Source organism: Pseudomonas sp. GW821-FHT09C09 (assembly GCF_059418105.1).
In genome coordinates this window covers 37169-57946 of the sequence record NZ_JBWKPF010000013.1, presented here as the reverse complement: position 1 = coordinate 57946, position 20778 = coordinate 37169, and the positions used below count along the sequence as shown (strand labels likewise).

Sequence of the window (20778 nt, the reverse complement as noted above, 5' to 3'; positions counted from 1 at the left end):
CGTATCAAGCCTTCAAAAGGTGTAAACGATGTCCCCGGTCTAATGTGTAAAGGATGTACCGGTCTCTACAGTGAGGGGGCCTTTGGCTCAGAGGCTGATCGCGTTGGTGAACACCAGGCGATTGCCGAACGGGTCGGCGATGGTCATGTCCTGGCTGCCCCACGGCATGGCCTGAATCCCCGGGTGCGAGAACTTGTAGGTCTTGGCGACCAATTGCTGCTGAAAGGCTTCCAGCTCATCGGTCTCGATCCGCAGGGCCGAACCCGGTGTTGCATCGCCATGATGCTCGGACAGGTGCAGCACACATTCGCCCCGGGAGACTTGCAGATACAACGGGAAACCGGGTTCGAAACGATGCTGCCAATCGATCTTGAAACCAAGGAAGTCGACATAGAACTCCAAGGCCTTGGCTTCATCGAAAATCCGCAGGATCGGGGTGGTTTTGCCGAAGCTCATGGGGTGCTCCCTGACTAATTGGCCCCGCAGTGTAGCCGGGGTAGATGTCAGCAATTCGGCTTGGTGACGGCTTTCTTTAATCGCAATGTGCCATCACTGTGACGCAATCCGCGAAACTCAGTGAAAGTTGTCACGCAGATCACCCTCACGCGCCAGAAAGCGCCCTGCCCTTTGCCCGTTGGCCTGCCCCTCGCGATAACTCAGCACGCCGTTGATCCACACGCCGTCGATGCCTTGCGCGGCACGTTGCGGGTCGCTGAAGTCCGCCACGTCATGCACGGTTGCCGGGTCGAACAACACCAGATCCGCCCAGTGTCCTTCGCGAATCTCGCCGCGCTCCTTCAATCCGAAACGCGCCGCCGACAGACCGGTCATCTTGTGCACGGCGGTGTGCAGCGGAAACAGCCCGACGTCACGACTGAAATGGCCGAGCACCCGTGGGAAAGCGCCCCACAGGCGTGGGTGCGGGAAGGGGTCTTCCGGCAAGCCGTCGGAACCGACCATCGTCAGCGGATGGGCGAGGATCCGGCGCACGTCCTTCTCGTCCATGCCGTAATACACCGCGCCCGCCGGTTGCAGGCGTCTGGCGGTATCGAGCAGTGGCATCGTCCATTCAGCCGCGATGGCGGTCAGGTCGCGGCCGCTGACTTCCGGGTGTGGCGTCGACCAGGTGATGGTGATGCGGTGGGCGTCGGTGACCTGCTTCAGATCCAGCGTCGAAGAACTTGCCGCGTAGGGGTAGCAATCACAACCGACCGGGTGGGTTTTCGCCGCTTCCTCCAGGGATGCGAGCAACTGCGGACTGCGCCCCCAGTTGCCCACGCCGGCACATTTGAGGTGGGAAACGATCACCGGCGAGCGGGCGTGGCGGCCGATGCGAAAGGCTTCGTCCATGGCCTCCAGCACCGGTTCGAACTCACTGCGCAGATGGGTGGTGTACACGGCGCCGAACGCGTTCAATTCTTCAGTCAGTTGCATGACTTCATCGGTGGATGCCGAGAATGCACTCGCGTAGGCCAGACCTGTGGATAAACCAAGGGCGCCCGCCTCAAGGCTTTCACGCAACTGCTCGCGCATCGCGGCGATTTCATCGTCGGTCGCCGTGCGAAACAGATCATCGAGGTGATTGCTGCGCAGCGCCGTGTGCCCGACCAGTGCCGCGACGTTCAGTGTGGTGTTGGCCGCTTCAACCGCCGCGCGGTAATCGCTGAAACGTGGATAGACGAAGGCGGAGGCAGTGCCGAGCAGGTTCATCGGATCCGGTGGATCGCCCTTGAGACTGACCGGGGCGGCGCTGATCCCGCAGTTGCCGACAACCACCGTGGTCACGCCCTGGCTGAGCTTGGGCAGCATCTGCGGCTGGCGGATCACCACGGTGTCGTCGTGGGTGTGCACGTCGATGAAACCCGGCGCCAGCACGCGGCCGGCGGCGTCGATCTCTTCGCTGGCGCGGGCATCGCCCAGATCGCCGATGCGCGCGATGCGGCCATCGAGGATTGCCACGTCAGCGGCGTAACCGGGAGTGTTGCTGCCGTCGATGACCAGGGCATTGCGAATCAGTGTGTCGTACTGCATGTCAGTCTCCGGCGGCAGCGCGGCGTCAGTGTCTGCCTTTGATCAAATGGTGATCGAATCCTTGTTCGATGAGGTAGCGCCAGGCTGCCTCGACTTCCTCGGGAATCACCTGCTCGGCCTGAAAGCCCAGCGAAGGGTAAACCATGATCCGGTGGATATCCCCGACCATTTCGTCGATCAGTCCCAGGACCCCGATCAGGTTGCTGACCTCACCCGGAAAACCGAACGACGGCGCATCCACCCACGCCTCAAGCCCTGGCCATTGAACGGGCAAGGTCAGCGCCACACGCCGGATCGAATTCGGCTTGGTCAGGAACGTCGCCCGGCGCACGTCCGGGAACAACTCCCGGGCAAACGCGATGTTCTCGGCGAAGTTGGTGGCACGGGATTCGAGGGTGAACTGATCCGGCGAAACACCTTGAATCATGGCCCGTTGCGCAAAAATATCGGCTTCGGTGCGTTCCCACAAATGCTTCGTCCAGTTGCCGGTGTTGCCGGTGAACAACAGATGCGGGGCGACGCCTTTTTTCAGCAACTGACAGGCGTAATCACAGACCCGCAGGTCGTAGGAGCCGCACACCACGATCAGCTCACAATCGCTGTGTTGGCGCCCTGCACCGAGGAAATTCCACAGGACGGTCGCGTGTCGCAAGGTCGGTGTCATGAGCGTGCGAACCTCTGGGCAAGCTGCCCGCTGATAAACAATCCACCGTCAGCATAGAGGTGTGTATCCACCCCGCCCTGCGAGACCGGGAGCGCCGTGAAATCCGCGTACGTCCGCAGTGCTCCGTGGGCAGTCAGCGTCGGATCGTCGCCGATACCGATGCACAGCGCGCCGCTGCTGACCGCCGACTGCACACCGCTGACGGAGTCTTCGAAGACCAGGCATTCATCGCTCTGACGCTCCAGTCGCGCGGCAGCCAGGCGATAAGGATCGGGAGCCGGTTTGCCACTGCGCACATCGTCGCGGCAGATGATGCAGTCGAAAACCGACGTCAGGTCGTGTTGCTGCAGGACGTGGTCGACGCGCGCTCGCCAACTGCTGGTCACCAGCGCCAGCGGCACGCGCCCGTTCAATCGGGCGATGAATGCAGCGACGCCCGGCACCAGCGCGCAGATCGAAACCTCTTCGATGGCATCGACTTCTTGCTTGATGGTCACGCGCTGCTGCTCGTCAAACTGACCAAACAGGGCCTGCAGGGTGTAACCACCCGGGCGGCCGTGAATGTGATCGTCGATGAAGGCCTGATCGACGGTCACACCGTACTTGCGCGCCACCGTGGTCCAGGCCAGTTCGATGACCTGGCGCGACTGGATCAGCACGCCATCCATATCAAAGCAGACGGCTGTAAACGTTCGTTGTGTCATCGGTTGTACTTCGCATTTTCTGGTGAGCAATGAATGCCAGCACGGTCCCCATCAGGGCAAACAGCGCCATGACATACCAGGACCATTGTGGCTGCGTCTCGTACAGATACCCGGCAAAGGGTGTGGCCAAACCCATGGGCAAGGCAACCGCCAGCGAATAATAGACACCCTGGGTAAACACCTGGATATCCGCCGGGGCATGGTCGCGAATGCAGCGCATGATCGCCGAGTGATACGCCGCGAAACTCAAGGCGTGCAGGCATTGCCCCAACAGGATCACCGGCACCGCATCGCTGTCGGAAAACAGCGCCCAGCGCGCCGCCGCGCAGACACTGGAAAACATCACGATGGATAACGGCGAACAGAACGACAGGACTTTGTTAGAGAACGCGAAATAGGTGATTTCCGCGATCACCGCCACTGACCAGAACACCCCGATGGCGGTTGAAGAGTAGCCCTTCACGCCCCAGCCGATCGACGCCGTGGAAAAGTACAGGGTGTGACTCAGCTGAATGAAACTGGCGGCGGCAATCGCGATCAGCAGGCCTTTCTGGGCGAACAGCGCCTTCCAGTCGGGGCGCTTCGTCACACGCTCGGGTGGTTGCAGATGCGCCAGCGTGACCTGACGCTTCAGCCACAGGCACGCCAGCGCGGTGAGCAACATGCACGCGGCAATCACCACCGGCACCCAGGACTGGCTGTACTGCGCAAACAACAGGCCGCCGAGGGTCGATGTCAGGATAAAGGCCGAAGAGCCCACCGCGCGGACCCATCCGTAGTTCTGCAGGGCTTGCTTGTCACGCTTGAGCAGATAGGACTCGGACAGCGGCAACACCACCATCCACAGCCCGCCGAACAGAATGCTCAAGCACACGAATCCCCACAGGTGCACCGGCATGAAATAGAACAGCAACGTACACAACGCTGCCGAGAAACCGAGAAAAGCCGCGAGCCGCAGTTGGTCCACGCGCCAGTCGGCCACGTAGGTGATCAACACTCCGGTCACCACCTGGGGCCAGTAGACCGCCGCGATCAGCAGGCCAATCTGGCTGGCGCTGAAGCCCAGCGAATTCAGCCAGGTCGGCCAGAACGGATAGATGATCCCTTCTGCTGCAAAGAACCCGAAAAAGATCAGATACATGAATCAACCATACGCTCGATACTCCTGAGCAGGGCTCCAGCGGAGCCCTGTAACCATCCTTGCGTTATTCGAAGCGTTGCTGGGTGAAGCTGTTTTTGCCTTTGCGCCAGACAATAAGCGACTCACTCATCACCACCAGATCGACCATCCCTTCTTTCAGCGCATCCAGCGCATCCTGAGGCGAACACACGATCGGCTCTTCGTGCCGGTTGAACGAAGTGTTGATCAACGCAGCCTGACCGGTTCGCTCATGCCAGGCATTCAGCAGGCGATGCATGAACGCATCGCGCTCCGGGCGAATGATCTGCGGCCGCGCCGTGCCATCGATGTGCACCACCGCAGGACTGGCTTCGCTGAACTGCGGATGACAATCGTAGGTCATGGTCATGGTGTCTGCCGCCACTTGATCCTCATCCCAGCCGACATAGCAGGCCGCTGCCTGTTCAATGGCGGTGACCGGGCCGAACGGCATGAACTCCGTGCGATGCATGCGTTTGTTCAGCCAGTCGTTCACTTCGCCATCCTGCGCGTGATAGACGATGCTGCGGTTGCACAGTGAGCGCGGGCCGAACTCCATCTTGCCCTTGAACATGCCCAGCACCTGGTTTTCCATCAGTGCGTCGGTCAGCACGTCGATGATGTTCGACGGGGTGTGGTAACCGAGCTCGGGATAGTCGCGATGGATCAGGTTGATGTTCTGCGAAACGCTGCGCGAATCCGGGCCGAGGGTCATTACCGGGTTCTTGAAGCGAGTGCCGTTCTCCAGGTACGCCGCCCCGACAGCCGCCGCCAGGGCCAGGCCGCCATCGCCCATGCACGGCAGCACATAGACGTTCTTCACGCCGGGAATCTCGCGCAGGCGCTGGTTGAGTTTCACGTTGCCAAACACGCCGCCGGCCAGGCACAGGTTGGTGCTGCCGCGCTGTTCCAGATGATGTTTGACGACCGCCACCAGCAAGTCTTCGGAGTGGCGCTGCACGGCGGCGGCGATGTCCTCGGGGGTTTCCCGGGAGAACAGGGTTTCCAGTGATTCGCTGTAGTTGTTGTAGGACGGCACGAACAGGTCGCCGCAACTCGCCTTGATGCGCCCGTCTTCGAAACGGATCATCTGCTGCATCACCCCCAGCAACTTCTGCGGGTCGCCGAAAGCGGCCAGGCCCGTGACCTTGCCTTCATGCCGGTTCGGTTTGTAGCCCAGCAAGTGGGTGATCCGGCCATAGAAATAACCCAGACTGTCGATGCTGGTTTCGCGCTGCAGCACCGTGGTTTCGGTCGGGCTGTACCAGGTCACAGTCAGGGACTGGAAGTCGCCGCGTCCGTCACAGGTCAGGGTCAAGGCTTCATCGAACGGCGAGCAGACATAGGCACCAAGGGCATGGCACTCGTGGTGGTCGATGTAGTACGCCTTGCCGAGCAAGCCATTGGCAGCGATGTACTGGTCGAATTCGGCGCGCTTCTCTTTGTCGTTGCGGACTTCATCGGTGACACGCTGGCGGAACTGCGCCAGGCCCTCGGGGTTGTTCCGGACCTCTTCGACGATCCGGTCGAAATACAGCTCCAGGTGTTTATCGGCGTTGAAACCGGCATTCCATCCGTAAGCCACGTAGTCGACATCTTCCAGCGACACGCCAGCCTGGCTCAACACAAACTCGATGGATTTGGCGGGCCAGATCTTGTGGTCCTTGATCCGGGTGAAACGCTCTTCGCTGACCGCCGAGAGAATCTGACCATCGCGTACCAGGCAAGCGCCCGACAAATCGTTATTGGTAATGCCCAAAATGACCATAACTACTCCTTGTTCTTGCCAATTTCGCGGATGAGTTTGCCCGTGACCGAAGAGCGCAATGCTCCGGCCAGGGCGCTTGGCGCCGTGTCATGAACCGTGAGGAGGCGAAATCGTCTGGTTCGCCCGGGATATGCCTTTACGAGCAGGCAGCAGAGGTGCGTATTGCCATCGCAAATTCCTTTTTGCAGAAAAATTCCACGGGCGTTACCCACCGACCTGGCCTCATGGCCAGACAACCAGTGGGTGCCCGCTATCCTACAAACCGGCCAGTTGCGTTGGCCATGTCTGTGCGGGGATCAGACTAGTAGGAAATGTCTGAACGTTTCGATGAGCCTCGATGCCCTGTCCTTCTTTTCCGGGGCATAAAAAAACCTGTGGGAGCCGGTTGGCTCCCACAGGTTCAAGTGTGGTGTGGACTCACACCATTTCGTTGCGAATCCAATCAACCACCGACGTACGCTTCGGCGCCCAGCCCAGCAATTCGCGGGCATGTTTGCCGCGTACCCGGCTGTTGGAGCCCAAGCCATAGTTGGCCATTTCGTAGCCCCACTCGGCTTCGGCGTCTTTCAGCGGCCAGTCTTGCGGCTCGCCCTGATTCAGGGCTGCGGCCATGGCGGTGGTCATGTCGATGAACGACGCTTCGCCGCTTTCGACGAAGTAGAAGGTGCCCGGTACGTTTTTGGTCAGGGCCAGCAGGTACAGCGACACCACGTCTTCGATGTGCACGTTGGACCAGATGTTCTGGCCAGTGCCGACGTGACGCACTACGCCGCTTTTGCGTGCCTGTTTAAGCAGGCGCGGCAGTTGCACGCTGTCGCGATTGACGCCCAGGCTGTGGCCGTAGATCAGGGTATTGCAGATGACGGCCGAGTTCACGCCGTCCTTCGCTGCGGCGAGGATCAGATTGTCGATGGCGACACGTGCAGCCTTGTCGACGGTCGGCTCAGGCAGGTTGTCTTCGAAGTAGATGACGTCGCTGGATTTGCCGCCCGAGGCATCGCCGACGATGCTCGAACCGCTGGTGTGCAGGAACACTTTGTTCGAGCCGCGCAGGGCATCGAGCAAGGCTTCGACCGCACCACGATGGTCGCTGCTGGCGGCGTTGATCACCGCGTCGGCAGCGCGGGCCTGTTCCGCCAGCAGTGCCTTGTCGTCGAGGGTGCCGATCACCGGGGTAATGCCCAGTGTTTTCAGCTCATTGGCCTGTTCGGCGCTGCGCACCAGACCGGTAACCGTGTGGCCGGCCTGGACCAGACCGGTGGCGATGGAGCCGCCGATAAAACCGGCAGCGCCGGTGACGAATACGTTCATGGAGAAACTCCCTGCGTGAATAAGTGATGCAACGAGTATCGACCGGCGAGCCCTGTGGAAAAACCCGCCCTCAACCAATTCACTCTTGCGCAGGGGTCACGAATCAGCCTTTGAAATCGGCGCTGGCGTAAGCCGCCAGTTTGCTCTGGATGAAATCCAGGAAGCACTGGATCCGCAGCGCCAGTTGCGAGTTGCGGTAGTACACCGCGTTGATCGGCTGGCGATAACCGCTGTTGAATTCCGCCAGCAACACCTTCAGTCGCCCGGCGCGAATGTCGTCGATGGTCATGAAATGCGAGAGGCAGGCAATGCCCTGGCCTTCCAGCGCCAGATGCCGGACCGTCTCGCCGCTGGAGGCGCTGATCGCCGGGCTGATCGGCCAGCGATCGCCGTGCACGTAGCGCAACGGCCATTGGTTGAGGCCTTCGTTCTGGGTGAAGCCGAGCAAGGTGTGCTCGCTCAGATCGGCGACCTGGAGCGGCGCACCGTGCTTTTCCAGATACGCGGGACTGGCGACGATCAGCAGCGGACTGCAACCGAGCGACCGGGCATGCAACGTCGAATCGGCAAGGGTGCCGATGCGGATGGCGACGTCGGTGCTTTGTTCCAGCAGGTCAATGATCAGGTCGTTGCTGTTGAGTTCGAGCTGGATGTCCGGGTACAGCCGCCGGAATTCATCGATGTACGGCACGATGGCGTGGAGCATGAACGGCGAGGCGGCGTTGATGCGCAGTCGTCCTGATGGCGTCTGTTGGCGCGAAGAGAGGCGCTCTTCGAGTTGATCCATCTGGTCGAGAATCAGCTTGGCCTGCTCGAAGAAATACTTGCCCTCCTCGGTCAGGTCCATGCGTCGTGTGGTGCGGTTGATCAGCGTGGTGTCGAGCTTGGCTTCCAGCCGCGACAGCGTGCGGCTGACCGCCGACGGCGTCTGTCCGACCTGCTCGGCGGCGGCGGAGATCGAACCGCATTCGATCACGCAGACGAAAATCTGCAACTCATCGGATCTGGCTTTCACGGGTGTCCTCGAATCGAAAGGCCTGCTGCGCAAGCTCAGGCCTTCGATAGTAGCCGAGCGTCAGGCCTTGAGGCCAAACACCTCGCTCAGATGCTGCTCGTAACGCGCCACATCCGCCTCGATGTTCGGGCGCTTCATCACGTCCACACAGAGGAACGTCGGCAGGCCGGTCATGCCGAGGAACTCGTTGGCCTTGTGGAACGGGAAGTACACCGCGTCCACGCCTTTGGCTTCGAAGAAGTCGGTCGGATCATCGAACGCCTGCTGCGGCGCGTTCCAGGTCAGCGACAGCATGTATTGCTTGCCCTGGATCAGACCGCCGCTGCCGTACTTCTGCGACGAGTCGGAACGGGTGCGACCGTCGCTGGCGTACAGACTGCCGTGGCCTTCGGTGAAGACTTCGTCGATGTACTTTTTCACGGTCCACGGCGCGCCCATCCACCAGCCCGGCATTTGATAAATGATCACGTCGGCCCAGAGGAATTTCGCGACTTCTTCGGCGATGTCGTAACCCTCGTCGATGAAGGTGGTCTTGACGTCGACACCACCGCGATCCAGCACGCTCAGCGCGGCTTCGTGCAGGGTGGTGTTGTAGCGACCGTCGGAGTGGGCGAATTTTTTACCGCCGTTGAGCAACAGTACTTTTTTCATGGGACAGCCTCGATCGGATTCCGATGCGCAGCGCAGAGCGCTGGATGGAGAAGGGGAAAAATTGGATGGCGGCAGATTAACGATGCGCCTCGCGCGGAATAAGCCGCGGTTGCGCAAAATTCATTTGAGTAAAACGCACGAATCGATTGCCGATTGTTGCCGTAGGATTGGCCGCCATCTGAATCTGAGGAGTTTTTTTGAGATGAGCGAACGCCAGGGTTTCATCCTGCACGCCAAGACCCGCCCGGAAAAAGCCGAGGCCTTCGAAGCGTTTTTCCGCACTTATGTCGAGCCGAGCCGCGCCGAACCCGGCTGCATCGAGTACCACATGCTGCGGGACAAGGAAGACCCGACCCTGTTCATCTTCTACGAGATCTGGGAAAGCCAGGCGCATCTGGACGTGCACTCGAACCTGCCGCACATGCAGCAGTTTCTCGCTCAGCGCATGGAGTATCTGGAGCGGGATTTCGATATCCGTCCGATCGACATGCTCAGCGTTTCGTCCGCTAGCCGCTGATCAGCAGATGGGCGCCGAGCGCGCCCAGACCGATGAAGAAAACGCGCTTGAACAGCACCGCGCTGATGCGCTGACGCAGCCATTGCCCGAGCAACATGCCGAGCATCGCCGGGATCAGCGCCAGCAGCGAAGCGCTCAGTTCCGCGCCGCCAAGTGACCCGCGCCAGAGCAATCCACCGGCCAGCGCCAAGGTCGACACGGTGAAGGACAGGCCCAGCGCCTGCACCAGTTCATCGCGGCTCAAACCCAGTGCCTGCAGATACGGCACCGCCGGAATCACGAATACACCGGTGGCCGAAGTGATGACACCAGTGATCACACCACAGAGCGGACCGAGCCACTGTTCATGACGACGGCTGACACTCAGCGTCGGCAGGAACAAGCCGCTCAACGCATAAAGCAACAACGCCGAGCCGAGCCCGCGCACCACCCAATGCCCGCCCGCCATGCCGATCCACAGGGTGCCGATGGCCGTGCCGAGAAAGATCGCCAGCAGCATTGGCCACAGCCGTTTCACCAGCCCGAGCAAATGCCCGCCGAACGCCAGTTGCCAGACGTTGGTCAAGGTTGCCGGAATGATCAGCAACGCCGCAGCCTGCGTCGGTGCCATAGCCAGACCGAGCAGGCCCATGGCGACAGTCGGCAGGCCGAGGCCGATCACGCCTTTCACCAGACCGGCGAGGACGAAAGTCATCAGCACCAGCAATGACAGGGCCAGCCCGAGGTTTTGATAGAAATCTGCGAGTGCGTTCATGGCGATACTGTGCGCCTGTGCAGGTGAACTGAAAATCTGTCTTACACTGAGGCAGCCTCTCTCTCAGCAAGAGCCACGCATCATGCACTTCGACCTCACCGACCTGCGTCTGTACCTGCACATCCTCGACAGCGGCAACATCACCGCTGGCGCCACCCGCAGTCATCTGTCGCTGGCGGCGGCCAGTGCGCGGATCCGTGCGATGGAAGCTTCGTTGGGTACCGAGTTCCTTGAGCGCGGGCGCCGTGGCGTTACGCCGACACCGGCCGGCAAAGCACTGGCGCAACATGCGCGGGTATTGCTGCAACAGGCCGACCGCTTGCAGCAGGATCTGGCGGAATACGCACGCGGCGTCAAAGGCCAGGTGCGTCTGCTGTGCAACACCACAGCGCTCAGTGAGTATCTGCCGGAGGTGCTGGCGGATTTCCTGCGTGAGCATCCCAATCTCGACATCGATCTGCAGGAGTTGCCCAGCGCCCGCATCACCCATGCCTTGCGCCAGGGGGCGGCGGATCTGGGCATTGTGTCCGATGCGATCGACACCACCGACTTGCAGACCCGAGCCTTTCGCGATGATCCGCTGGTGCTGATTCTGCCGCTGGAACATCCACTGTCTGACGCAACCGAAGTCAGTTTCAGCGACGCCCTGCGTCACGACTTCGTCGGTCTGCACGCCGACAGTGCGCTGGCGGTGTACCTGGAAGAACAGGCGCTGCACAGCGGCTCGCGGATGCAGACCCGCATCCGCGCCGATGGTTTCGACGGCGTGATGCGCATGGTCGCTCGGGGTGCCGGTCTGGGCATCGTGCCGCTGGCGGCGGTCCAGCGTGCCGCGCCGCAAACCTTCAAGACCGTGCCTATGAGTGAAGCGTGGGCCACGCGCAAACTGTTGCTGTGTGCCCGGGATTTCTCCACGTTGCCGCCCTATGCCACAGCCTTGTTGCGAGCCTTGGCTCTTCCCTGAGCGTGATCTTTTCATCCGCAAAATAAGCACACGGAATAGTTTTCAAGGTACGAATACATACGTACTATATCGCCAGAGCGAACGTGTTGCCCGATACCCGTTTTCGCACAACGACAACGGACAAGGAAGAACGGATCGGCTCCATTAAACCTACATGGAATGAGGTGACGCGATGGTTGATTCAACGGAGTTTCGTAATGCAATGGCGATGCTGGGGAGTGCCGTCACCATCGTCACGACCGATGGCCCTGCGGGGCGTTTCGGCTTTACCGCGTCGGCGGTGTGCAGCGTGACGGATTCACCGCCCACGCTGCTGGTGTGCGTCAATCGCTCGTCGTCCAATCACGAGCATTTCAAGACCAATGGCGTGCTGTGCGTGAACGTCCTGACCGGCGACCACCAGTCGACATCAGGGGCATTCGCCAATCGGCAGTTGAGCATGCAGGAGCGTTTTTCCAGCGTGAACTGCCAGACCCTCAAGACTGGTTCGCCAGTGATCGAAGAAGCGCTGGTCAGCCTCGATTGCCGGGTCAGCAAGGTCGACGAGGTCGGCACCCACAGCATTTTCTACTGTGAAATCCTCGAACTGCAGCAACACAGTGAGGCCACGGAAGGCCTGGTTTATTTCAACCGCAGTTACTACCGTCTGAACGACGAACTGCGCCTGGCACCCGAGCAGTGATCCAGACACCCGCCGGCCTCGGCTGACGCCAGCCGGCGGGTCATGACAGGGATGTAACCATGCTATTCAATGAAGACAACTTCGCGGATATCGACCTGAACCTGATCATCATTTTCCTGGTGCTGTTCCGCGAACGCAGCGTGTCACGCACGGCCGAGCGCCTGCACGTCAAACAACCCGCCATCAGCGGATCGCTGGCACGGCTGCGCAAGCGGTTCGATGATCCGTTGTTTTTGCGTTCATCCAGAACCATGCGCCCGACCACCAAAGCCGAGGAGCTGGCGCAGGCTCTGACACCGGCAATCAAGCAGATCGAAGCAGTCATCCGGCTCTGAATAACTTGCGAAAAAAAACCTGCGGGAGTTCGCTCCCGCAGGTTTTTTTTGTCAGGCCGATTTGCGCGCCTGAGCGTACTCGACCCGGGCCCAGAACGCCGGCAGGAAGCACTCGCTGACCAGCAGCGCCGAGCCATTACGGGTGAAGCGCGAACGTCGGGCCAACAACCGTTTGGCCTGCGGCGCGTAGCGCTGGGACAGCGCCGTCAACGGTGCGCCGGGGGGCAGCAAGGCGCACTGGAAGGGCTCGCGCAGCGTCTGCTCCGAGGTGTAGAGAATCTCGGCCAGCGGTCGACGACCGTAGCCGTTCAGATCCGCCCAATCGCCGTTCAGCGCCGGCATGCTGGTCAGGCTGCGCGCGGTGACGCAGGCCTCGCCATCCAGTTTCATCACCACCTCGCGCACCCAGCCGATGGTCATCGTCGGCACGTTCAGCGCTTGCGCTTCTTCAGCATTGAGCGGGCCATGGGACTGCTCGACCACTTCGATTGAATAGTCGCCCATGGCTTTCAGACGCGGAGTCAAGGCCCCGGGCAAAAACAGCCAGTGATGCTCGGAGCCGGTCAAATCCGACAGCGGTCGCGACGACCAGTAATGACTTGTATCCATACCCGCACACACCTTCCTGGTGATGGTGAATTGATTGGTTGCCGTGGAAGGCCAACCCTTCACCGGCGGTGTCTGTCACTCGGTTCCGTTTTCTTCGGTCACTTCGTGTTTGCTGATGACGCTGATGGTCTGTTCATCGGTCTTGACCGCCGACAGCAGCGAATCGAGCAGGCCAGGGAAACGCACGTCCATGTCTTCGCGACGCAAGGACAGCAGGTTTTCCCGACCGTAGGGGCGTTGCCAAATCAGACCGCTGTCGCGCAGGACCCGCCAGTGGTGAGTCATGGTCGACTTCGATGCGCCCTTGAGGATCCGGCCGCATGGATGTTCCTGGCCATCGGACAACACTTTCAACACGGTCAGGCGTAGCGGGCTTCCCAATGCGTTCAGCACATTTTCCAGAAGGATCTGATCCTGATTGGGATGATTCGGGACGTTCATAGGTAGGTACCCTTGATGATATAGGCGGGAAAAATCCGTCTTGTATTCGTCTATACGAGAACAGTAAGACTATACACAAGATGCTTTTTTCCCGCGACAGCCGCCCCGAAGGCGGCGTCCCGGAAAACACTACAGAGCACTGCTCTGTGCCGTCTCCAGCGCGGGGGCCTGGAACCCGCCGCCCAGCGCGGCCATCAACGAAACCGAGCTGTCGATGTGCTTGCTGTTGAGGAAGGCCAGGCGCATTTCATCCTGAATCAATTGTTGCTCGATATTCAGCGCGTCGAGGAACGTATCTTCCCCGGCCTTGTAGCGCGACTGCGACAGATCGTAAGACGACTGCGCAATCGAGCAGGCATCGCGCTGCACGACGATTTGCTGCTCGAAGGACCGCAGCTGCGTCACCGAAATTGCCACCTCGTGCAGGGCCGAATTCAACACTCGGTTGTACTGGGCGATGGAGCTATCGAGTTCGGCGTTGCCGGCCTTCAGATCGGAGCGCAGGCGCCCGGCATCGAAGATCGGCAGCGACACCGTCGGCGCCACGTTCCAGAACTTGCTGACCCCGGCGAACATCGCATCACCGATCAAGGCATGTGAGCCTGCCGCCGCCACCAGATTGATGTTCGGGTAGAACGTGGTCTTCACCGCCTCGACGTTCCTGGTCTCGGCTTCCACCCGCCAGCGCGCAGCAACGATGTCCGGACGACGACCGAGCAACTGGGCCGGCAACTGCGCCGGCAATGCCACCACGCTGGCTTGCAGATTCGATGGCCGCTCGAGTGTGTGCGCACGGTCAACGCCCTTGCCGATCAGCGCCGACAGTTGAAGACGAGCAATTTCGATGTCTTCGTTAGCGCCGATCAGGGTCGATTCCGAACGCGCCTTGAGGCTCTGCACCTGCTTGAGCTGCGACAGGTTGTCGAGCCCCGAGCCGTAGCGCGAATCCGTCAGTTCCACCAGTTTGCTCAAGCGCTCCAGATCGCGCTGATTCAGCTCCGACACCTGCCAGGCATACGCCAGCTGGTTGTAGGCCTTGGCCACGTTGACCGCCAGAATCAGTCGCGACGATTGCAGATCGACTTCCGCCGCTCTTGCGCTGTTGAGCGCCGATTCCCAGGCGGCACGCTGGCCGCCCCAGAGGTCGAAGGTGTAGCTGAAATTCACCGCCAGATTGCGTGCGGTGAAGTACTTTTCACCTTCGCCGCTGTAGTCCTCGAAGCGCGACAGCCGGCCGCGAGTGACCCCCGCCGACGCGTCCATTTCCGGGTAACGTTCGGCATCGCGCAGGTCGAGAAATGCGTTGGCCTTGGCGACCCGGGCAGCGACTTCCTGCAAGTCCGGGTTGCTGGCATACGCCTCTTCGATCAACGCGCCCAGACGCGGATCGCCCAGTGACGTCCACCAGTCCGCACGGGGCCACTGGGCCGATGGCAACTTGTCTTTCAGGCTGTCGGACGGCGCATCGCCGACCGCCAGCAATTTGCCCTGATGATCGATTCCGGCGTAGTTCACACAACCCGCCGCCAACAGGATGGACGCCGCCAAGGGCGCCAGCATCAAACGTGTAATCGAATACATGTCACGTCCTCACAGGATGGGTTGCGGCACACCGGCCGGTTCGGCTTCGGGTGCGTGGCTCGGCTGCTTGATCGAACTGAGCAGCGTGTACACCGACGGCAGAATGAACAGGGTGAACAAGGTGCCGATCAGCATCCCCACCACAATCACCAGGCCCAGGCCGAAGCGGCTGTTGGCGCCGGCACCGCTGGCGAACAACAGCGGCGCCAGGCCGACCACCATGGCAGCGGTGGTCATCAGGATTGGCCGCAGACGCACCTGCGCGGCGTGCTGGATCGCTTGCACGCGGTCCATGCCTTGCTGGCGCTGCAACTCGTTGGCAAACGCGACCATCAGGATCCCGTGTTTACTGATCAGACCGATCAGCGTGATCAGGCCGATCTGGGTGTAGATGTTCATCGAGGTCATGCCCAGCGCCAGCGGCACCAGGGCCCCGCAGATCGACAGCGGCACGCTGATCAGAATGATGAACGGGTCGCGGAAGCTCTCGTACTGCACGCTCAGCACCAGATAGATGATCACCAGGGCCAGGCCGAAGGTGAACGCCAGGCTGTTGCCTTCCTGCACGTATTGGCGGGCGTCGGACTGCCAGTCGAAACTGAAGCCGGCCGGGAAGTTTTCCGATTGCTTCTGCAAGAAGCCCACCGCATCACCCAACGTCACGCCCGGCGCCGGAATGGCCTGGAACGTGGCGGAGTTCTGCTGGTTGAACTGGGTCAGGCGATTCGGCTCGACCTTGACGCTGAGGGTGGCCAGCGTCGACAGCGGCACCGGATTGCCCTTCTGATCCTTCACGTAATACAGCTTCAGGGTTTCCGGGGTCAGGCGATCCGCCGACACCGACTGCGGGATCACGTCATAGGAACGACCATGGAACGAGAACCGGTTGACGTACTTCTCGCCGATCAGGCTGTTGAGCGTCTCGCCGATGTCCTGCATGCGGATGCCCAGGGCGTTGGCCTTGGCGCGGTCAACCTGGATTTCCACCACTGGATTGTTGAAGTCCAGATCGCTGTCGACCACCGCGAACAGACCGCTGGCCTGGGCGGCTTGCTTGAGCTGATCCATCACGTTGTACAGCGCCAGGTAATCCTGATCACTGCGGATCACCATCTGCACCGGCAGACCACCGGTAGAGCCCGGCAGCGGCGGCATCTGGAACACGAAAATGCTCGTGCCTTCGATCTGGTTCACCCGTGCCTGCAAGTCAGGCTGGATGGTGTTGGCATCGCGACCGCGCTTTTCCCAGTCCACCAGGTTGATCCCGCCGACGCTGTTGGACAGACCGTCGGAACCGTTCGCCACCCAGTTGCTGTAGCCCTCGGGGATTTCGTTGAAGGTCTTGTACAGCTCGTGTGCGTAGGCTTCGAGGTAGTTCAGGTTGGCGTGCTGCGGCGCCTTGATTGCGGTCAGCAGGATGTTCTGGTCTTCCAGCGGCGCCAGTTCGGTCTGCGCCGAGCGATAGAGGAACGGCAGACTGAAGAAGATCACCAGCGCCACGCTCAGGCTGATCCAGCGACGTGCCAGCGAACCGCCGAGCAGCGCGCCGTAACGACGGGACAGATACTGGAAGAAACGGTCCGCCTTGACGGCCATGAAACCTTCGCTGGTTTTCGCGTCCAGCAGTCGGGTACTCATGATCGGCGACAGGGTCAGGGCGACGATGCCGGAAATCACCACGGCACCGGCCAGGGTCAGTGCGAACTCCTTGAACAGCGTGCCGGTGAGGCCGCCCATCAGACCGATCGGCGCGTACACCGCCGCCAGGGTGAAGGTCATCGCCACCACCGGCCCGGCCACTTCACGGGCGCCGATCAGTGCGGCTTCGAACGGGCTCTTGCCCTCTTCGATGTGACGGTGAACGTTTTCCACCACGACGATGGCGTCGTCCACCACCAACCCGATGGCGAGCACCATGGCAAGCAAGGTCAGCAGGTTGAGGCTGAAGCCGAACATCTGCATCAGCATCGCCGCGCCGAGCATCGACAGCGGAATGGTCACCAGCGGAATCAGCACGGTGCGGAACGTGCCCAGGCACAGGTAGATCACCAGCACCACGATCACCAGCGCTTCGAGCAGTGTGTAACTCACTTCATCGATCGACGACTGAATGAAGTGCGCCACTTCGAACGGGATCTGCACGGTCACGCCCGGTGGCAGGGTTTCCTGGATCTGCGGCAGCAATTCACGCACACGTTTGACGATCACCAGCGGGTTGCCGGTCGGCGCGGCGTCCAGACCGAGAAACAGCGCCGGTACGTCGCTCATCGCGCCGCTGGTGTCGGTGGAGGCTGCGTTCAGTTCCACCGTGCCGACGTCACGCACACGGATGATGTGGCCATTGTCGTTACGCAGCACCATGTCGCGGAAGTCTTCGACGCTGTTCAGGTCAGTGTTGACCCGCAGGTTGCTGACCACGTACAGGCCTTTGACCTGACCGGGAGCCGCCTGGAAGTTGTTGCCCTCGATGGCCGCCGAAACGTCTTGCCCGGTCATGCCGTAGCCGGCCAGACGCTGCGGATCGAGCCACAGGCGCATGGACAGTTTCTGCTCGCCCATGATGTTGATCTTGGCCACGCCTTCGATGCCGGCGAACATCGGCTCGACGACGCGGGAGATGTAATCCGACATCTCCGGGATGGTCAGGTTGGAACTGGCGAACGCGACGTAGGCCACGCTGGTGAAGCCGCCGGAAGTGCGTTCGACCACCGGGTCGTAAGCGTCCTTCGGCAAGCGGTATTTGATCTGGTTGACCTTGGCCATAACCTCGGTCAGCGCCGCAATGGAATCACTGTTGAGTGCCATGCGGATCGTCACCTGGCTGCGACCCTGGGTCGAGGCCGACGACAGATAGTCGATGCCTTCGACCGAGGCCACGGCCTGGCTGATCGGTTGGGTGACGAAGCCCTGCATCAGCTCCGAAGAGGCGCCGGGATACTGGGTGGTGACCGTGATGGTCGACGTTTCCAGCATCGGGTATTGACGGATCGGCAGGTTCATCAGCGCACGCACCCCGAACAGCAGGATCAGCGTGCTGACCACCACGGCCAGCACCGGGCGGCGAAGAAAGAGGTCGGTGAAATTCATTTTTCCAGCCCACTGAGTTTAAGAGCAATCGTGTCCGGCACGCCTTCCACCGCCACACCGTCGTGGAGCTTGAGCTGACCGGAAGTCACCACCTGCACGCCTTCGATCAGGCCCTTGTCGACCACCGCCCAGCCGTTGCGACGCTCGCCGACCTTGATGCTTTCACGCTTGACCTTCTGCACGCCGGTCTCGTCGGTGTAGACCGAGAACACGCTCTCGCCGTAGGCGTTGTAGGTGATCGCGGTTTCAGGGATCAGCAGCTCGGCGGTCTGTGGCAGGGTCACCGAGACCCGTGCATACATGCCGGGACGCAGGCGTTTTTGCGTGTCGGTGATGACCGCTTGCACGTTGATGGTGTGGGACTGGTTGATCTGCGGATCGACCGCGACGATCTTGCCGGCGAAGGTCACGTCACCCCAGGCATCGACCTTGGCCTGCACGGTCTGGCCCAGTTGCACTTGCGAGCCATCGCGCTCGGCGAGGGTGAAGTTGACGCGCAGCAGACCCGGATCCGTCAGGGTCGCCACCGCGCTGCCGGCTTGCAGGTATTGGCCAAGGTGCGCCTGGCGAATGCCGAGGGTGCCGGCGAACGGCGCACGAATGTGCCGTTGCGCGATCTGCGCCTGCATGCGCTCCATGTCGCCCTTGGCCGCGTCGTATTGAGCACGGGCACTGTCGAAGGCGCGACGGCTTTCGGCGCCGGTCTTGGCCAGCTCCTGGACCCGGGCAAACTGCGCCTTGGCCGATTCGTACTCGCCTTTCAGGCGAACCAGTTCGCCTTGCTCCGGCGCATCGTTGAGCTTGAGCAGCACCTGCCCCGCCTTCACTTCATCGCCGGACTCGAAATCGATGTCCACCACTTTGCCGCTGACTTCGGCCGAGACCAGCACCTGACGCTGCGCCTCGAGTTTGCCGATGGCTTCGAGGTAGTAGGTGTACGGTTGTTTCTTGACCACGGCCAGACCGACCCGGGTGCTGGGGATCCGTTGTTCGGCCGCAGCCGGTGGCGGCGACCAGAAACGCCAGCCCAGCGCGGCGGAAAGAACCACCACCAGAACAATAAAGATCAGTGACTTGATAATATTTCGAGCAAGCATGTGGCACTCCCTTGACTCTTTACTGCGAGCACAAAAGTTTGAGATTTAAGAAAATAAAGGTGCAGCTTGAAACGGGCGCGTTATTGATCCCTGTGAACATTCACTGATAACGCACCCGTTTTTTATTTATCGGCTATTACGCCGCGGCCAGTACATTGGTTTTATCCAGGTAATACTTGCCGATACCGTGCAAGTTCAAAGGCGACAGGGTGAAATGCTTCGAACCGGTATGAATATCGCGGAAGCAACGTTCCAGGAAGTGCGACTTGTAGACCGCTTTGGAGCCGGCCATCGAGTAGAGCTGGTTGACCGCATTGACCGAGTTTTCAGTCAGCACCGAGGCTGCCAGACCGACACGGGCGCTGACCGGTTCGCCGATGGTTTCACCACGGCTGATTACCTGGTGGATCGCATCTTCCAGCAACAATTGCGCGGTGTGCACCGAGGAGATGGCGCGACCGGTCTTCTCGAAGATCACCCCTTCCAGACCCGGGTCGGTGTTGACCGCACGGTCGTTGCGGAAATGATCTACCGCCGCCCGGGCCACGCCCAGCACGGTGGACATCGCCGCGAGGGTGCCGAACTCGTAGTAACCGGTGGCGTAGGCCCGGGAGCTGCGCGCTTCGGGGGATTTCTTCAGGGTTTCGACGTCCAGCGAGTACGACTTGTGGACGATGACGTTGGAGCACTGGAAGTGATGGCTGCCGGTGCCACGCATGCCCAGGGTGTCCCAGGTCGGCAGGACGGTGCACTGGCTGGCGGGGACGAAGAACATCCGCACTTCCGGGGTGGTGTTGTTTTCGGTGCCTTTGACGGTGGCGGTGCAGACCAGCCAGTCGGCGTGGGCCGAGCCACTGGCGAACGCCCATTTGCCGCTCAGCAGGTAGTTGTCGCCCATTGGCAGCGCTTCGCCGCCGGAGTGGATGGCGCCGATCACGAAACCGTCGCAGTGGTTATAGATCGCTTCGGAAGTGGCTTCCGGCAGGTAGTCCGAGAGGCGCCCCATCGCCACTTGCACCGCCAGTTGCCAGGACAGCGAAGCGTCGTACCGGGCAAATTCCAGCACCAGCGCGGAGGTGGTCTGGATATCGACCTGGGAGCCGCCGAACGCTCGGGACACTGACGTACGGCCAAAACCTTCCTTGAAGAATCGGGACATCACATCCTTGTGCGTCGCATTGGTCTGCTCGCTGTAATCGCGGTGCTGAATAATCAGCGGATTCAGTGCACGCACCTTCTCGAGCCATTCATTGGATTCGGAGGGAAGGCTGTTCCATTGCATTAGATTTTTCATAACGGCTCCTAGCTATTATTTATTTACGATCAGCAGACGAAAAAGCAGACGAACTTTTATTGTTGTTAAACCCCGATAAAAATGTACGTCTACAGTCGTACATTTGACAAGCAT

General features: G+C 60.7%; 20 protein-coding genes. 4 read left to right on the top strand and 16 right to left on the bottom strand.

Going from position 1 to position 20778, the window contains the following annotated elements; translation table 11 throughout:
• Window positions 1-87 precede the first annotated feature (87 nt).
• From AC07NR_RS28805 to mdaB, 9 genes are all read right to left on the bottom strand, one after another.
• Window positions 88-456: a glyoxalase superfamily protein gene (locus AC07NR_RS28805; protein ID WP_495079986.1), complete on the bottom strand. Its 369-nt coding sequence runs from the start codon at window positions 454-456 to the stop codon at window positions 88-90.
• Window positions 457-573: 117 nt separating this feature from the next.
• Window positions 574-2031, bottom strand: coding sequence for an N-acyl-D-amino-acid deacylase family protein (locus AC07NR_RS28800; RefSeq protein WP_495079985.1), 1458 nt, complete (start codon window positions 2029-2031; stop codon window positions 574-576).
• A 25-nt stretch (window positions 2032-2056) separates the two neighbouring features.
• Complete coding sequence (locus tag AC07NR_RS28795; protein WP_085713216.1) at window positions 2057-2695, bottom strand: YdcF family protein; 639 nt, start codon at window positions 2693-2695, stop codon at window positions 2057-2059.
• Window positions 2692-3399 carry an HAD family hydrolase gene (locus tag AC07NR_RS28790; RefSeq protein WP_495079984.1) on the bottom strand — a complete coding sequence of 236 codons (708 nt, stop codon included), beginning with the start codon at window positions 3397-3399 and terminating at the stop codon, window positions 2692-2694. The genes AC07NR_RS28795 and AC07NR_RS28790 overlap by 4 nt, the downstream gene beginning before the upstream one ends.
• Window positions 3365-4540 (bottom strand): MFS transporter, encoded by a 1176-nt coding sequence (locus AC07NR_RS28785; RefSeq protein ID WP_495079983.1) that lies wholly within the window; start codon window positions 4538-4540, stop codon window positions 3365-3367. The genes AC07NR_RS28790 and AC07NR_RS28785 overlap by 35 nt, the downstream gene beginning before the upstream one ends.
• Before the next feature lie 64 nt (window positions 4541-4604).
• A complete protein-coding gene (locus tag AC07NR_RS28780; protein WP_432218526.1) occupies window positions 4605-6326 on the bottom strand; it encodes a carbamoyltransferase family protein in 1722 nt (573 codons plus the stop codon).
• Between the two features lie 417 nt (window positions 6327-6743).
• The gene (locus AC07NR_RS28775) at window positions 6744-7637 is read right to left on the bottom strand and encodes an NAD-dependent epimerase/dehydratase family protein (protein WP_495079982.1); all 894 of its coding nucleotides are present in this window, start codon (window positions 7635-7637) and stop codon (window positions 6744-6746) included.
• 103 nt (window positions 7638-7740) lie between these two features.
• On the bottom strand, window positions 7741-8652 hold the full coding sequence (locus AC07NR_RS28770; RefSeq protein ID WP_249485766.1) for a LysR family transcriptional regulator: 912 nt from the start codon (window positions 8650-8652) through the stop codon (window positions 7741-7743).
• A 60-nt stretch (window positions 8653-8712) separates the two neighbouring features.
• Window positions 8713-9303 carry an NADPH:quinone oxidoreductase MdaB gene (gene mdaB / locus AC07NR_RS28765; protein ID WP_085713210.1) on the bottom strand — a complete coding sequence of 197 codons (591 nt, stop codon included), beginning with the start codon at window positions 9301-9303 and terminating at the stop codon, window positions 8713-8715.
• Window positions 9304-9505: 202 nt separating this feature from the next.
• Here mdaB and AC07NR_RS28760 point away from each other — a divergent pair, with 202 nt between their 5' ends.
• Window positions 9506-9820: a putative quinol monooxygenase gene (locus AC07NR_RS28760; RefSeq protein ID WP_495079981.1), complete on the top strand. Its 315-nt coding sequence runs from the start codon at window positions 9506-9508 to the stop codon at window positions 9818-9820.
• Here AC07NR_RS28760 and AC07NR_RS28755 read toward each other — a convergent pair.
• Window positions 9810-10574 carry a sulfite exporter TauE/SafE family protein gene (locus AC07NR_RS28755; protein WP_495079980.1) on the bottom strand — a complete coding sequence of 255 codons (765 nt, stop codon included), beginning with the start codon at window positions 10572-10574 and terminating at the stop codon, window positions 9810-9812. The genes AC07NR_RS28760 and AC07NR_RS28755 overlap by 11 nt on opposite strands.
• A gap of 82 nt (window positions 10575-10656) precedes the next feature.
• Here AC07NR_RS28755 and AC07NR_RS28750 point away from each other — a divergent pair, with 82 nt between their 5' ends.
• From AC07NR_RS28750 to AC07NR_RS28740, 3 genes are all read left to right on the top strand, one after another.
• On the top strand, window positions 10657-11538 hold the full coding sequence (locus AC07NR_RS28750; protein WP_495079979.1) for a LysR family transcriptional regulator: 882 nt from the start codon (window positions 10657-10659) through the stop codon (window positions 11536-11538).
• A gap of 172 nt (window positions 11539-11710) precedes the next feature.
• Window positions 11711-12220, top strand: a complete 510-nt coding sequence (locus AC07NR_RS28745) for a flavin reductase (protein ID WP_007953834.1) — start codon at window positions 11711-11713, stop codon at window positions 12218-12220.
• Between the two features lie 59 nt (window positions 12221-12279).
• Window positions 12280-12555 (top strand): helix-turn-helix domain-containing protein, encoded by a 276-nt coding sequence (locus AC07NR_RS28740; RefSeq protein WP_134825418.1) that lies wholly within the window; start codon window positions 12280-12282, stop codon window positions 12553-12555.
• A gap of 51 nt (window positions 12556-12606) precedes the next feature.
• On the opposite strand, the gene AC07NR_RS28735 is transcribed toward AC07NR_RS28740, so the two are convergent.
• The 6 genes from AC07NR_RS28735 to AC07NR_RS28710 form a co-directional block, all read right to left on the bottom strand.
• Complete coding sequence (locus AC07NR_RS28735; protein WP_495079978.1) at window positions 12607-13164, bottom strand: chorismate--pyruvate lyase family protein; 558 nt, start codon at window positions 13162-13164, stop codon at window positions 12607-12609.
• A gap of 75 nt (window positions 13165-13239) precedes the next feature.
• Window positions 13240-13605, bottom strand: a complete 366-nt coding sequence (locus AC07NR_RS28730; RefSeq protein WP_085713204.1) for an ArsR/SmtB family transcription factor — start codon at window positions 13603-13605, stop codon at window positions 13240-13242.
• Window positions 13606-13734: 129 nt separating this feature from the next.
• The gene (locus tag AC07NR_RS28725; RefSeq protein WP_495079977.1) at window positions 13735-15186 is read right to left on the bottom strand and encodes an efflux transporter outer membrane subunit; all 1452 of its coding nucleotides are present in this window, start codon (window positions 15184-15186) and stop codon (window positions 13735-13737) included.
• Window positions 15187-15195: 9 nt separating this feature from the next.
• Complete coding sequence (locus AC07NR_RS28720) at window positions 15196-18273, bottom strand: MexW/MexI family multidrug efflux RND transporter permease subunit (protein ID WP_305836553.1); 3078 nt, start codon at window positions 18271-18273, stop codon at window positions 15196-15198.
• Entirely contained in the window at window positions 18270-19370 is a 1101-nt protein-coding gene (locus AC07NR_RS28715; RefSeq protein WP_085713201.1) for an efflux RND transporter periplasmic adaptor subunit, read from the bottom strand. Before AC07NR_RS28715 ends, AC07NR_RS28720 begins: the two co-directional genes overlap by 4 nt.
• A gap of 136 nt (window positions 19371-19506) precedes the next feature.
• Complete coding sequence (locus AC07NR_RS28710; protein WP_423204859.1) at window positions 19507-20664, bottom strand: acyl-CoA dehydrogenase family protein; 1158 nt, start codon at window positions 20662-20664, stop codon at window positions 19507-19509.
• Between the last annotated feature and the right edge of the window lie 114 nt (window positions 20665-20778).

Excerpts from the sequence above, each read along its gene's own strand:
- mdaB (WP_085713210.1), bottom strand. The coding sequence starts at position 9,303 with ATGAAAAAAGTACTGTTGCTCAACGGCGGTAAAAAATTCGCCCACTCC.
- AC07NR_RS28750 (WP_495079979.1), top strand. The coding sequence starts at position 10,657 with ATGCACTTCGACCTCACCGACCTGCGTCTGTACCTGCACATCCTCGAC.
- AC07NR_RS28775 (WP_495079982.1), bottom strand. The coding sequence starts at position 7,637 with ATGAACGTATTCGTCACCGGCGCTGCCGGTTTTATCGGCGGCTCCATC.
- AC07NR_RS28710 (WP_423204859.1), bottom strand. The coding sequence starts at position 20,664 with ATGAAAAATCTAATGCAATGGAACAGCCTTCCCTCCGAATCCAATGAA.
- AC07NR_RS28760 (WP_495079981.1), top strand. The coding sequence starts at position 9,506 with ATGAGCGAACGCCAGGGTTTCATCCTGCACGCCAAGACCCGCCCGGAA.
- AC07NR_RS28800 (WP_495079985.1), bottom strand. The coding sequence starts at position 2,031 with ATGCAGTACGACACACTGATTCGCAATGCCCTGGTCATCGACGGCAGC.
- AC07NR_RS28755 (WP_495079980.1), bottom strand. The coding sequence starts at position 10,574 with ATGAACGCACTCGCAGATTTCTATCAAAACCTCGGGCTGGCCCTGTCA.
- AC07NR_RS28740 (WP_134825418.1), top strand. The coding sequence starts at position 12,280 with ATGCTATTCAATGAAGACAACTTCGCGGATATCGACCTGAACCTGATC.
- AC07NR_RS28785 (WP_495079983.1), bottom strand. The coding sequence starts at position 4,540 with ATGTATCTGATCTTTTTCGGGTTCTTTGCAGCAGAAGGGATCATCTAT.
- AC07NR_RS28725 (WP_495079977.1), bottom strand. The coding sequence starts at position 15,186 with ATGTATTCGATTACACGTTTGATGCTGGCGCCCTTGGCGGCGTCCATC.
- AC07NR_RS28730 (WP_085713204.1), bottom strand. The coding sequence starts at position 13,605 with ATGAACGTCCCGAATCATCCCAATCAGGATCAGATCCTTCTGGAAAAT.
- AC07NR_RS28720 (WP_305836553.1), bottom strand. The coding sequence starts at position 18,273 with ATGAATTTCACCGACCTCTTTCTTCGCCGCCCGGTGCTGGCCGTGGTG.
- AC07NR_RS28795 (WP_085713216.1), bottom strand. The coding sequence starts at position 2,695 with ATGACACCGACCTTGCGACACGCGACCGTCCTGTGGAATTTCCTCGGT.
- AC07NR_RS28745 (WP_007953834.1), top strand. The coding sequence starts at position 11,711 with ATGGTTGATTCAACGGAGTTTCGTAATGCAATGGCGATGCTGGGGAGT.
- AC07NR_RS28780 (WP_432218526.1), bottom strand. The coding sequence starts at position 6,326 with ATGGTCATTTTGGGCATTACCAATAACGATTTGTCGGGCGCTTGCCTG.
- AC07NR_RS28735 (WP_495079978.1), bottom strand. The coding sequence starts at position 13,164 with ATGGATACAAGTCATTACTGGTCGTCGCGACCGCTGTCGGATTTGACC.
- AC07NR_RS28790 (WP_495079984.1), bottom strand. The coding sequence starts at position 3,399 with ATGACACAACGAACGTTTACAGCCGTCTGCTTTGATATGGATGGCGTG.
- AC07NR_RS28805 (WP_495079986.1), bottom strand. The coding sequence starts at position 456 with ATGAGCTTCGGCAAAACCACCCCGATCCTGCGGATTTTCGATGAAGCC.
- AC07NR_RS28715 (WP_085713201.1), bottom strand. The coding sequence starts at position 19,370 with ATGCTTGCTCGAAATATTATCAAGTCACTGATCTTTATTGTTCTGGTG.